11 protein-coding genes and 1 pseudogene are annotated in these 12,433 nt (G+C 66.7%); 5 read left to right on the top strand and 7 right to left on the bottom strand.

Translation table 11 applies throughout. The annotated features are described in order from the left end of the window. Positions 1–27 precede the first annotated feature (27 nt). Positions 28–498, bottom strand: a complete 471-nt coding sequence (gene ybaK / locus CXK94_RS14715; RefSeq protein WP_102894921.1) for a Cys-tRNA(Pro) deacylase — start codon at positions 496–498, stop codon at positions 28–30. 123 nt (positions 499–621) lie between these two features. Here ybaK and glpD point away from each other — a divergent pair, with 123 nt between their 5' ends. Further along, positions 622–2,166, top strand: a complete 1,545-nt coding sequence (gene glpD / locus CXK94_RS14710; RefSeq protein WP_102894920.1) for a glycerol-3-phosphate dehydrogenase — start codon at positions 622–624, stop codon at positions 2,164–2,166. A gap of 105 nt (positions 2,167–2,271) precedes the next feature. Here the strand turns inward: glpD and metE are convergent, their stop codons facing one another. Continuing rightward, the gene (gene metE, locus CXK94_RS14705) at positions 2,272–4,554 is read right to left on the bottom strand and encodes a 5-methyltetrahydropteroyltriglutamate--homocysteine S-methyltransferase (protein ID WP_102894919.1); all 2,283 of its coding nucleotides are present in this window, start codon (positions 4,552–4,554) and stop codon (positions 2,272–2,274) included. A gap of 160 nt (positions 4,555–4,714) precedes the next feature. On the opposite strand from metE, the gene CXK94_RS14700 reads away from it, so the two are divergent. Together CXK94_RS14700 and metR are read left to right on the top strand one after the other, a co-directional pair. Continuing rightward, positions 4,715–5,305: an exopolysaccharide biosynthesis protein gene (locus CXK94_RS14700; RefSeq protein ID WP_102894918.1), complete on the top strand. Its 591-nt coding sequence runs from the start codon at positions 4,715–4,717 to the stop codon at positions 5,303–5,305. Between the two features lie 158 nt (positions 5,306–5,463). After that, positions 5,464–6,390: a transcriptional regulator MetR gene (gene metR / locus CXK94_RS14695; RefSeq protein WP_102894917.1), complete on the top strand. Its 927-nt coding sequence runs from the start codon at positions 5,464–5,466 to the stop codon at positions 6,388–6,390. 106 nt (positions 6,391–6,496) lie between these two features. Here the strand turns inward: metR and CXK94_RS14690 are convergent, their stop codons facing one another. The 4 genes and pseudogenes from CXK94_RS14690 to CXK94_RS14675 form a co-directional block, all read right to left on the bottom strand. Further along, positions 6,497–7,468: an SDR family oxidoreductase gene (locus tag CXK94_RS14690; RefSeq protein ID WP_102894916.1), complete on the bottom strand. Its 972-nt coding sequence runs from the start codon at positions 7,466–7,468 to the stop codon at positions 6,497–6,499. Between the two features lie 77 nt (positions 7,469–7,545). After that, positions 7,546–8,373 carry an aldo/keto reductase gene (locus CXK94_RS14685; protein WP_102894915.1) on the bottom strand — a complete coding sequence of 276 codons (828 nt, stop codon included), beginning with the start codon at positions 8,371–8,373 and terminating at the stop codon, positions 7,546–7,548. Further along, positions 8,373–8,828: a VOC family protein gene (locus tag CXK94_RS14680; protein ID WP_102894914.1), complete on the bottom strand. Its 456-nt coding sequence runs from the start codon at positions 8,826–8,828 to the stop codon at positions 8,373–8,375. Before CXK94_RS14680 ends, CXK94_RS14685 begins: the two co-directional genes overlap by 1 nt. A gap of 76 nt (positions 8,829–8,904) precedes the next feature. Continuing rightward, a pseudogene (locus CXK94_RS14675) lies at positions 8,905–9,541 on the bottom strand (LysE family translocator). 256 nt (positions 9,542–9,797) lie between these two features. Here CXK94_RS14675 and CXK94_RS14670 point away from each other — a divergent pair. After that, complete coding sequence (locus CXK94_RS14670; RefSeq protein WP_102894913.1) at positions 9,798–10,448, top strand: helix-turn-helix transcriptional regulator; 651 nt, start codon at positions 9,798–9,800, stop codon at positions 10,446–10,448. 43 nt (positions 10,449–10,491) lie between these two features. Here the strand turns inward: CXK94_RS14670 and CXK94_RS14665 are convergent, their stop codons facing one another. Next, complete coding sequence (locus CXK94_RS14665) at positions 10,492–11,031, bottom strand: sugar O-acetyltransferase (RefSeq protein ID WP_102894912.1); 540 nt, start codon at positions 11,029–11,031, stop codon at positions 10,492–10,494. 327 nt (positions 11,032–11,358) lie between these two features. Here CXK94_RS14665 and CXK94_RS14660 point away from each other — a divergent pair, with 327 nt between their 5' ends. Next, positions 11,359–12,162 (top strand): outer membrane protein OmpK, encoded by an 804-nt coding sequence (locus CXK94_RS14660; protein ID WP_102894911.1) that lies wholly within the window; start codon positions 11,359–11,361, stop codon positions 12,160–12,162. Positions 12,163–12,433 lie beyond the last annotated feature (271 nt).

The raw sequence follows: 12,433 nt of genomic DNA, 5'->3' as shown, positions 1-12,433 counted from the left end.
CCGACAGGTTGGCTCGACGCCCCGGCGTCAACCACGCCCGATATCGGCAAAAACCGCCCGGGTATGCTCGGCCAGCAGCGCCGGCGCCAGTTCCACCTCGAGCCCCCGGCGGCCGGCGCTCACATGGATGGTCGGTTGCGCCTGTGCGGAACTGTCGATGAAGGTTCGCAGGCGTTTCTTCTGCCCCAGCGGGCTGATGCCGCCGACCAGGTAGCCGGTGGCACGCTGGGCCACCAGCGGATCGGCCATCTCCGCCTTCTTCACCCCCGCCGCCTGCGCCAGGGCCTTGAGATCGAGCGTTCCGGCCACTGGCACCACGGCCACCAGCAACTCGTTCTTCTCGCTGCAGGCCAGCAGCGTCTTGAAGACCCGGGCCGGCTCCAGGCCGAGCTTTTCCGCCGCCTCCAGGCCGTAGGAGGCGGACTTGGGGTCATGTTCGTAAGCGTGCACGCGGTGTTCGGCACGGGCTTTCTTCAGCAGGTCGATGGCGGGTGTCATTGCTTTGTAGTACGAGTGGTGATGAATGCCTGTACCTTAGGGGCTGTTCCCGTTTCGTCGCAAGCCGCGAACGAGACGGGAACGGACCCTGGCAGGCCAACGAATCGGTGGTTAGCAGCGCTCATGAATCATCCTCCTCTCGCTCCGCTCGCGGAAGTCTACGACCTGGCCGTGGTCGGCGGCGGCATCAATGGCGCCGGAATCGCCGCGGATGCCGCCGGCCGTGGCCTCTCGGTGTTTCTCTGCGAGCAGGGCGACCTGGCCGGGCACACTTCCTCGGCCAGCAGCAAGCTGGTGCATGGCGGCCTGCGCTACCTGGAGCACTACCACCTGCGGCTGGTGCGCGAAGCGCTGGCCGAGCGCGAAGTGCTGCTGGCCAAGGCTCCGCACATCGTCACTCCGCTGCGCTTCGTGCTGCCCTACCGCCCGCACCTGCGCCCGTCGTGGATGATCCGCACCGGCCTGTTTCTCTACGACCACCTCGGCAAGCGGGAAAGGCTGGACGGTTCGCGCAGCCTGCGTTTCGCCGCCGACAGCCCGCTCAAGGCCGAGATCAGCCAAGGCTTCGAGTATTCCGATTGCTGGGTCGACGACGCCCGGCTGGTGGTACTCAATGCCATGGCCGCCCGCGAGCACGGTGCGCACATCCACACCCGCACCCGTTGTGTCAGCGCGCGCAGCAGCAAGGGCCTCTGGCATCTGCATCTGGAGCGGATGGACGGCAGCCGCCTCTCCATCCGTGCCCGCGCGCTGGTGAACGCCGCCGGCCCCTGGGTCGCACAATTCATCCGGGACGAACTCAGGCAGGTCCCAGCCCACGGCATCCGCCTGATCCAGGGCAGCCACCTGGTGGTCCCGAAGCTCTACGAGGGGGAACACGCCTACATCCTGCAGAACGAGGACCGGCGCATCGTCTTCGTGATCCCCTATCTCGGCCAGTTCAGCCTGATCGGCACCACCGATCACGAATACCGCGGCGACCCGGCCCGGGTGAAGATCACCGACGACGAGATCGACTACCTGCTGGCCATCGTCAACGCCCACTTCCGGCATCCGTTGACACGCGCCGACATCCGCCACAGCTATGCCGGCGTCAGGCCGTTGTGCGACGACGAGTCCGACCAGCCTTCGGCCATCACCCGCGACTACACCCTGGCGCTGAGCATGCAGCCGGGCGAAGCGCCGCTGCTTTCGGTGTTCGGCGGCAAGCTGACCACCTACCGCAAGCTCGCCGAAGCCGCGCTGGCGGAGCTGGCACCGCTGTTCCCGGAAATGCAGCCGGCCTGGACGCGGGATGCGCCATTGCCCGGCGGGGAAAACCTCAGCGATCCCGCCAGCCTCGCCGATGCCCTGTGCACCAGCTATCCCTGGCTGCCGGGGCCGATCGCCCGGCGCTGGGCGCGCAGCTACGGCAGCCGCAGCTGGCTGTTGCTCAAGGGCACGCAAGGGCTGGAAGACCTCGGCGAGTGCTTCGGCGCCGGCCTGTACGCTCGCGAAGTGGACTACCTGATCGTCGAGGAGTGGGCCTTGAGCCTGGACGACATCCTCTGGCGCCGCAGCAAGCTCGGGCTGTTCATGCAGCCCGACGAGTGCGAACGCCTGCAGCGCTACCTGGACGGGCGTTCCGCTGACCGCCTGACGACATTCGAACGGGTCGCCCAGGGCTGAAAGGCATTACCCGTAGGAGCCGGCTTGCTGGCGATCCTGCCCGCTGATCGCGAGCAAGCTCGCGCCTACAGGTGCAGCGCACCACCACGCTAATGCGCTCTCGGCCTAGCCCCGCAACCGCCGCGCCGCCGCCACCATGTTCACCAGCGCCGCTTCGGTCTCCGCCCAGCCGCGTGTCTTCAGCCCGCAATCGGGGTTGACCCACAGGCGCTCGGCCGGGATGCGCTCGGCGGCCTTCTCCAGCAACTGCACCATCTCCGCGGTATCCGGCACCCGCGGCGAGTGGATGTCGTAGACGCCCGGGCCGATGTCGTTGGGATAGTCGAAGGCGCGGAAGGCTTCCAGCAGCTCCATTTGCGAGCGCGAGGTCTCGATGGTGATGACGTCGGCATCCATCGCGGCGATCGACTCGATCACGTCGTTGAACTCGCTGTAGCACATGTGGGTATGGATCTGGGTTTCGTCGCGCACCCCGCTGGCGCACAGGCGGAACGCCTCCACGGCCCAGTCCAGATAGTGCTGCCAGTCGGCCTTGCGCAGCGGCAAGCCTTCGCGGAACGCCGCCTCGTCGATCTGGATGATGCGGATGCCGGCGGCCTCCAGGTCGCAGACCTCGTCGCGGATCGCCAGCGCCAGCTGCCGGGCCTGCACTTCGCGCGGCACGTCCTCGCGGGCGAACGACCACATCAGCATGGTCACCGGGCCGGTGAGCATGCCCTTCATCACCTTGCCGGTCTGCTGCTGGGCGTAGCGGATCCACTCCACCGTCATCGGCTGCGGCCGGCTCAGGTCGCCGTAGATCACCGCCGGCTTGACGCAGCGCGAGCCGTAGCTCTGCACCCAGCCGAAGCGGGTGAAGGCATAGCCGTCGAGCTGCTCGGCGAAATACTCGACCATGTCGTTGCGCTCCGCCTCGCCATGCACCAGCACGTCCAGGCCGATCTGCTCCTGCACCGCCACGGCATGTCGGATTTCCGCCTGCATCGCCTCGCTGTAGTCGCCCAGCGACAGCTTGCCCTGCTTGTAGGCCTGGCGCGCCAGGCGGATCGCCGGCGTCTGTGGGAACGAACCGATGGTGGTGGTGGGGAATGGCGGCAGATCGAGGCGCGCCCGCTGCTGTTCGATCCGCACCGCGAAGGGCGAAGTCCGCTGGCTGTGCCGCGACTCGATGGCGGCCAGGCGTGCCTGCACCGCGGGCTTGTGGATACGCGGCGACTGCGCCCGCGCCGCCTGCACCGCGCGGCTTTGCGCCAGCGCCGCCTGGACCCCGGCATCCTGCGGCGCATCGACGGCACGGGCGAGCGTGGCGACTTCGGCGCACTTCTGCACGGCGAAGGCCAGCCAGCTCTTCAGCTCGTCGTCGAGCCGATCCTCGCGCTGCAGGTCCACCGGGCTGTGCAGCAGCGAGCAGGACGGCGCCAGCCACAGGCGCTCGCCGAGGCGCTCGGCGGCATGCCGCACCACCTCCAGCGCCTTGTCCAGGTCGCAGCGCCAGACGTTGCGACCATTGACCAGCCCCAGCGACAGCACCTTGTAGGCCGGCAACCGGTCGAGAATCACCGGGTACTGCTCCGGTGCGCGCACCAGGTCGATATGCAGACCGTCCACCGGCAGTGTCGCGGCCAGGCCGAGGTTGTCCTCCAGGCCGCCGAAATAGGTGGCGACCAGCTTCTTCAGCGGCGCGCGCTGCAGCAGGTTGTAGGCCCGCTCGAAGGCGTTCTTCCAGTCCTGCGGCAGGTCCAGCGCGAGGATCGGCTCGTCGAGCTGCACCCACTCGACGCCCTGCGCCGCGAGCCGCTCGAGGATTTCGCCGTACACCGGCAGCAGGCGTTCGAGCAGCTCCAGCTTGTCGAAATCGACCTCGCCCTTGAGCTTGCCCAGCCAGAGAGAGGTCAGCGGGCCGATCAGCACCGGCTTGATGGCGTATCCCAGCGCCTGCGCTTCCTCGACTTCCTCGAACAGCTGGGTCCAGGACAGCCGGAACTGCTGGTCGGCAGTGAATTCCGGGACCAGGTAGTGATAGTTGGTATCGAACCACTTGGTCATTTCCTGCGCCTGTGCGCCGCCGCAGCAGCTTTTCGCCACGCCCCGCGCCATGGCGAACAGGGTGTCCAGGGTCGGCTGGCCGTCGGCAGGCCGGAAGCGCGGCGGGATCACGCCGAACATCAGCGAGTGGGTCAGCACCTGGTCGTACCAGGCGAAATCGCCCACCGACAGCAGCTCGATGCCGGCCTCGGCCTGCACCCGCCAATGTTCCGCACGCAGCGCGCGCCCGACCTGGCGCAATCCCGCTTCGTCCAGCTCGCCCCTCCAGAACGCCTCCAGCGCTTTTTTCAATTCGCGGTCGGCACCGATGCGGGGGAACCCGAGGTTATGCGCTACAGCCATTTTTCACTCCGAATGTCGTTCTGCATGAATGCGACGATTCTGCGTGCCGGTTTCCAATGAAACAAACTCATGTAATTTCATTTGATATGTAGAAATATTCATGTTGGAGCTTTTGCCAGGACCGGCGCTCTAAGCTGAGCCCCCATGCAAAGGCGTAGCCATGACCCCCGACGAACCGCCGCAGAACCTCGAGGACCTGTTGCAGCGCCTGGAGCAGGTGGGCGAGGCCGACCAGCCGGTGACCATCGAATCCATGCTGCAAGTAACCGACGAGCGCAGCTTCGGCGCCCTGCTGCTGATACCGGGGCTGCTGGTGCTATCGCCGCTGTCCGGCATTCCCGGATTGCCCAGCATGGTGGCGGTGATGGTGGCGCTGATCGCGATACAGCTGCTGATCGGGCGCACGCGGTTCTGGCTGCCGAAGTGGCTGCTCAGGCGCAGCACTTCGCGCAGCAAGTACGACAAGGCGATCGCCTTCCTGCAGCGCCTTTCCGGGTTCATCGACCACCTGCTGCGCCGGCGGCTGACCTTTCTCACCCGTGGCCTGGCGATCCGCCTCAATGCCCTGCTCTGCCTGTTGATCGCCGCCACCATGCCGCCGCTGGAGCTGATCCCCTTCGCCAATTCCATCGCCGGGGCGGGGCTGAGCGTGCTCGGGCTGGGCATGATGGCGCGTGACGGCGCGATGGTCGTGGTGGCGCTGCTGTGCTTCTTCGGCCTGGCCTACATGACCGCCCGCCTCTGGTTGTGAGAGCCGGCAGCGCCGCCCCTTTCCAGCCCCTCGACAGCTTCGCCCCGGTGCGACACACTTCGTTCATTCGATGAGCAAAGCTCATGCAGCACGCTTTTCTTCCGATCGACTGCCTCTCTCATGCAGGCTCGACCGCTCACGATTGCTGGGAGCCCGGCATGCTGGAAATTCGACACCTGAAGACACTTCATGCACTGCGCGAGACGGACAGCCTGGTCGAAGCCGCCGAGCGCCTGCATCTCACCCAGTCGGCGCTATCCCATCAGTTCAAGGAGCTGGAAGAGCGCCTCGGCCTGCAGCTGTTCGTGCGCAAGACCCGGCCGGTGCGTTTCACCAGCGCCGGCTTGCGCCTGCTGCAGCTGGCCGACGCGGTGCTGCCGCAGCTGCGCAGCGCCGAACGCGACCTGGCCCGCCTGGCCGGTGGCACCGCGGGGCGCCTGCACATGGCCATCGAATGCCACAGCTGCTTCCAGTGGCTGATGCCCACCATCGATCAGTTCCGCGATGCCTGGCCGGAAGTCGAGCTGGACCTCGCCTCGGGCTTTTCCTTCGCCCCGCTGCCGGCCTTGGCGCGCGGCGATCTCGACCTGGTGGTCACCTCCGACCCGCTGGAACTGCCGGGCATCACCTATGTGCCGCTGTTCACCTACGAGGCGCTGCTGGCGGTGGCCAACCAGCACCCGCTGGCGGCACGGCCGTACATCCGCCCCGAGGACCTGGCCAGCGAGACCCTGATCACCTATCCGGTGGAGCGCGACCGTCTCGATGTGTTCACCCGCTTTCTCGAGCCCGCCGACGTCGAGCCGGCGCAGGTGCGCACCTCGGAGCTGACGGTGATGATGATGCAGCTGGTGGCGTCGGGGCGTGGCGTCTGCTGCCTGCCGAACTGGGCGCTGCACGAATACAGCGCGCGCGGCTACGTGACCGCCAAGCGGCTCGGCGAGAAGGGTCTGTTCGCCACGCTGTTCGCCGGCATCCGCGCCGATATGCTGGATTCGCCGTTCATGCGCGACTTCCTGCTCACCGCCAAGGACACCTCCTTCGCCACGCTGGAAGGCGTCAGCGCCGCGGCCAAGCCGCGCTGACACCAGCGAGCTGGCCCGCCCAACGGTTCGCCGAAGTCGTGACCCGCGCTGGCTGGCGTTCCGCTGGCTGGGCTTCGCTTCGCTCAACCCAACCCACACCGCCGGCCTAACGGCGATGGCGGCGCAGGCACAGCCCGATCAGCCCCACCGCCAGGCTGCCGACCAGCAGCCATCTGCCCGTGTCGTGCGCCTCGCCGCGCCAGCCGCCATCGATGCGCCGCTGTCCCAGTGACGGATGGAACAGGTTGCCCGAGGAGGTCGGCACCCGGCGCGCACGCTGCAACGCCGTGCCGGTGAGCAGGCCGTTCAGGCGATCGAAGCCGGGTGTGAGGAAATGCACCAGGCGCAGCAGCGTCGCCACCGCACCGACCGAGGTGGTATGGCGCGGATGCAGCGCCAGGCTGACCATGGCATCGGCCACCCGGCGCGGGTCGTACAGCGGCGGCGGTGGCTGCAGCGAACGCCCGGCATAGTTGCCGCCGTCGCGAAAGCCGGGGGTATCCACCACCGAAGGATAGACGTCGCAGACATGAATCCCCGGCCAGGCCCCCAGTTCGCCACGCAGCGCCTGGGAGAAGCCGCGCAGGCCGAACTTGCTCGCCGAATAGGCCACCGCATAAGGCTGCGCCAGCCAGCTGCCCATCGACAGCGTATTGATCAGCACCCCGCCCCGCTGCTGCTTGAAATACGGCAACACCGCATGGGCACCGCGCAGGTAGCCGAGCAGGTCGGTCTGCACCACCTGCTCATGGGCATCCAGCGGGGTTTCGTCGAAGGCGCCGACCGCGCCGATCCCGGCATTGTTGATCCACACGTCGATGCGTCCCTGGCCGAACGCCGCCGCGGCGCTGGCGAGGTTTTCCACCTCGTCGCCATGGGTCACATCGGTCGGCACGGCGATGGCCTCGCTGCCGAAACTGCGGCATTCGTCGGCGGCTTCGCGCAGGGCCTCGGCGTCCCGTGCCGCCAGCACCAGGCGTGCGCCGCGACGGGCGAAAGCCTGTGCCGCCGCGCGGCCGATGCCGCTGGATGCGCCGGTGATCACCACCACCGCGCCATCGAGAGTCGCCTTGCCCATGCCCGATCCTCCGGATTCACCGTCATTGCTCAGCTGACAGCGGCGGCGCGGCATTCATTCCCGCCGGCAGTCGGAGTTCACACCATCTGCAGTGGCTGCCGGCGCGAAGGGGGCGGAAAAGCCTGGTCGATGATCGCCAGGTCCTCGGCGCCCAGCTGCACGTCGACGGACGCGGCATTGGCACGCAGGTGCGCGGGGTCGCTGGCCTTGGGGATCGCCCATACACCCGGCTGGCGCAGCGCCCAGGCCAGCGCGACCTGCGCCGGCTGCGCACCGTGGCGGCGCGCCACTTCGAGCAGGGCGGGACTGTGCAACAGCCCGCCGCCCTGCCCCAGCGGGCAATAGGCCATGACCGGCATGCCCTGGGCCTGGCACCGGGGCAGCAGATCGAATTCGATGCCGCGCTCGGCCGGGTTGTACAGCACCTGGTTGGTGGCACAATCCTGCACCTGCGGCAGTTCCCGCATATCGTCGAGATCGAGGTTGGAAACGCCCCAGTGGCGGATCTTGCCGGCCGCCTGCAGCCGCTCGAAGGCCTCGACGGTTTCCGCCAGCGGATACTGCCCGCGCCAGTGCAACAGGTAGAGGTCGATGAAGTCGGTCCCCAGCCGCTGCAGGCTGCGCTCGCAGGCCGCGGGAATACCCTTGCGGCTGGCGTTGTGCGGATAGACCTTGCTGACCAGGAAGACCCGCTCGCGGCGGCTGCGGATCGCTTCGCCCACCACCGCCTCGGCGCCACCCTCGCCGTACATCTCGGCGGTGTCGATCAGCGTCATGCCCAGTTCGATGCCCAGGCGCAGCGCCGCCACCTCGCGCGGGCGCGCGGCCGGGTCCTCGCCCATGTGCCAGGTGCCCTGGCCGATCGGTGGGACGCGGCCGCCGTCGATCATGCTGAAAGCGCGCATCAGGCCTGCTCCACGGAGCCGGCGGCTGCGTCCGCCCAGGGGTCGTAGGTGCCGAAGCTCCACAGGTGGCCTTCCAGGTCGCGACAGCTGAAGCCGCGGCCGCCGTAGTCCTCGTCCTTCAATTCGACGACGATCCGCGCACCGGCGGCCTTGGCCTGGGTATACAGCGCATCGGCGCTATTGACGATGACATAGATGCCCTGGGTCGAAACGCCGCCGAGTTCGTCCGGCTGGCGCAACTGGCGACCGTACGCCGAATCGACCACCGGCCCGACCATCAGCATGCCGCTGCCGAAACCGAGCTGAGCGTGGATGATGCCGACCAGCTCGTCCCGGTAGACGCGCTGCCGCTCGAAGCCGAAGGCGCGGCACAGCCAGTCGATGGCCGCCGCCACGTCGCGATAGCGCAGGCAGGGGATCAGAGTGGCGGTGGTGTTCTTGCTTTGCTGAGGCATAGGCAGCTCCGATCAGCGGGCCGCCGGGTGGCAGGCCCTCGGTATTGAGAGCGGCGCCGAGCCGATCAATTCCCCGTCAGACACGCTCGCTGAGCCCCAGGCGAATCCCCAGGCCGATTGAGGATCGAACCCAGTACCCGGTCGAGCCACTGGCTCAGGGTCCGATTGTTGCGCAACGCCGTACGGGCACGCGCCGCCAGCAGCACCAGGCCACACTCGACGATGATCGCCACCAGCACCACCAGAACGCCGAGCAGCAGCAGTTGCAGCGGCACCGCGCCATGCTCGGGCCGCACGAACTGCGGCAGGAAGGCCATGAAGAAGATCGCCGCCTTGGGGTTGAGTAAATCCACCAGCACGCCCTGGCGGTACGCCCGCCACGCCGTGGTACGCGGCCCGGCCTTGAACTCCAGCGCGGCGCCGCTGCCGGCCGAACGCAGCGCCTGGATGCCCAGGTAGAGCAGATAGGCCGCACCGACGTACTTGACCAGCGTGAAAGCCAGCGCCGAGGTGGCGAGAATCGCCGAAATCCCCAGCGCGGCGAATAGCACGTGCACCAGCGCCCCGCTGCACACGCCGCAAGCGGCAATCACCCCGATGCGCCGCCCACCGGAGAAGGTTCGCGACAGCACGTAGAGCAGGTCCGGGCCGGGCGAAAGATTCAGCGCCAGCGCCGCCGAGAAGAACACCAACCAGAACAGAGGATCACCCATCGCCTTTTCCGCCAGAGCCACTCATGGGATTGAAGATAGAGCCGGGAACGACACTGTAGATGGGCAACCTGGTCTTCGCCAGGGAAACGCCCGGAAGACACGTCGTCGACAAACTGACATATTTTTATTGTTTCGACTTTTTTTTGTCGCAAAGCTGGGCTACCGTTTCGGTTCGGCGTGCAGAACGCCGGACTTCCATGGATCGGAGACGGGCCCATCCCTCTCCCAGATCCGCCATTCAGCAAAGGACATGCGAATGAAAGATGATGCCGTATCGGCTATTACGCCGGCCCCGTCGCGCCTGCTATTGCTTTCCCATAGCGAATTCCTCGACAGCGCGCTGCACCAATACCTCGAAGGTTGCCCCGCTTGCGTCCTGCATCGCGCCGGGACGCTGCGCCCGGAACATGCACGGTTCGCCCTGGCGCTCCTGGACCTCGGCAGCTATTCCCACGACCAGTGCCTGCAGTTGCTGCGCCAGTTCGGCGACATGCCGGTCGCGTTGATCAACGCCCAGCCCGATCAGGCGCGCCTGCTGATCGAGATGCACCCCTGGATTCGCGGCGTGTTCTACCGTTCGACCCCGCGCAGCAATTTCATCCGCGGCGTGCAGGCCATGCTCGCCGGCGGCGACTGGCTGCCGCGAGCGCTGATGGAAAAGCTCCTGTGCCGCTACCGGCAACTGACCCACTCCAGCCAGGTCATCGACGAGCTGACCCTGCGCGAGAAGCAGATCCTCGCCCTGGCCGGACATGGCCTCTCGAACTCGGCCATCGCGCAAAAACTGCACCTGAGCACCCACACCATCAAGAGCCATGTGCACAACGCCCTGCGCAAGCTGGGCGCCAGCAACCGGGCCCAGGGGGCCTCCCTGGTGCTCGCCCACACTGGCGAGGCGACGCCGTGAAACGCACCGGGAGCTGAAGCCGCCCGCATTGCATGGGCGGCAGTCAGCGGGGGCGCGCGGGATTGCCCAGCACCGTGGCCCCCACCGGCACATCGCGGGTCAGCACACTGCCGGCCCCGATGATGGCGTCATCGCCCACCACCACGCCCGGCAGGATGATCGCGCCGCCACCGATCCAGGCATTCTTGCCGATCACCACCGGCCTGCCGTATTCCAGGCCCGCCCTGCGCTGCCGCGGATCGCGTGGATGGTCCGCGGTATAGATCTGCACGGCGGGGCCGACCTGGCAGCCCGCGCCGATATGCACGCTACAGACATCCAGGATCACGCAGCCGAAATTGAGGAACACGCCATCTTCCAGGTGGATGTTGTAGCCGTAGTCGCAGTGAAACGGCGCCCGGACCTCCACGCCACGCCCCACCGTCCCCAGCCCTTCGGCCAGCAGGACGTCCCGCTCCGCGCCTGTCGCGCCGCTGTAGCGCGCCAGCCATGCCCCGGCCCTCTCCCGCTCGGCCATGAGTTCGGCATCGCTTGCCAGGTAAAGCTGCCCGGTGAGCATCTTCTGTTTTTCACTCAGGTTCATGGCCTGCCTCGTCGATTTGAACGCTCCCTGGCTACGACCCCGCCCGCGGCATTTCCGTTGCAACATGGAGCAGATGGCCATCGGCCACGCCCCAAACCGGAGCAACCTGACGAATCGGTCAGCTCGCACCGATACGCAATTCGTGCGGCGGCGCGCCAAAAGCGTCCACAACATGCCGATCATCAAAAAACATAATCTTTAAAATCAATTACTTGAATAATAACCACAGTCACCCTACGGGGTTGGCTCGCGCCTTGCTATGTGAGCGAAGCCTGACCACTTGGACAACTAATACAAGCACTCTCACATGCAGCAAGGAGTAAACAGATGAAACGCAGCCTTACCAGCGCAGCCCTCGCGGCCGGGTTGATCCTCAGTAGCGAAGCCATGGCGAGCCCCATGTTCTGGCAGAACAACAGCCTCACCTACCTGTATGGCAAGAACTTCGCCGTGGATTCGGCCGGCGGCAAGGAAGGCGCCATCCAGCAGACCATCACCTTCGAACATGCCAGTGGCTGGACCTGGGGGGACATGTTCCTGTTCGTCGACAACAAGTGGTACAACGGCATCTCCGGCAGCGATGGCCACACCTACTACGGCGAGTTCAGCCCGCGCCTGTCGCTGGGCAAGATCAGCGGCGCCGACCTGTCCTTCGGGCCGGTCAAGGACGTGCTGATCTCCGCGACCTACGAACGCGGCGAAGGGCGCAACCGCAACTATCTGCTCGGCCCGGCCGTCGACCTGGCCATTCCCGGTTTCGATCGCTTCGCCCTCAACACCTACTACCGCGAGCCCGACGGCATCACCGGCAAGCCGGGCGGCCAGTGGCAGCTCACCCCCACCTGGGCAATCACCATCCCGGTAGGCAAGTCCGACATCCTCTTCGACGGCTACATCGACTGGGTCGTCAACGACGCCGGCTCCAAGTCCAAGGGCAACTACCTCGCCAAGAACTTCCACTTCAACCCGCAGGTCAAGTACGACCTGGGCAAGGCGCTGGACTACACGCCGGGCAAGCTCTACGTCGGTATCGAATACGACTACTGGACCAACAAGTACGGTATCGAGGACAGCAGCGCCTTCAACACCGACAACAACGTCACCAACTTCATCGTCAAGGCGCATTTCTGACGCACCTGCCGCCCGGCCTCGCCGGGCGGTCCTTCCCGCCCACGCACCAGCGGCAAACGCCGTGCCCCGAACCTGTTCGCCTTTGGTGCAAGCATCTCCCGCGCGCCACGCCGCTGCCCGGCCGAAGTCGCACGTCGCCTGGCCGCTGGTGCCAGAACACGCGCAAAGCTAATCAACGGGTCAGGTTCTTGCACTGGCTCCGGGCATTCGAGACGGGCACCGGGCCCGAGGAGCGGCCATGCACGACCATCCCTCCGCCGACCTGAGCTAC

The organism is Stutzerimonas stutzeri (genome assembly GCF_002890915.1).
Taxonomy (GTDB): Bacteria; Pseudomonadota; Gammaproteobacteria; order Pseudomonadales; family Pseudomonadaceae; genus Stutzerimonas; species Stutzerimonas stutzeri_AF.
The sequence above is the reverse complement of the archived record's forward strand: the minus strand, read 5'-3'. Positions and strand labels throughout refer to the sequence as shown.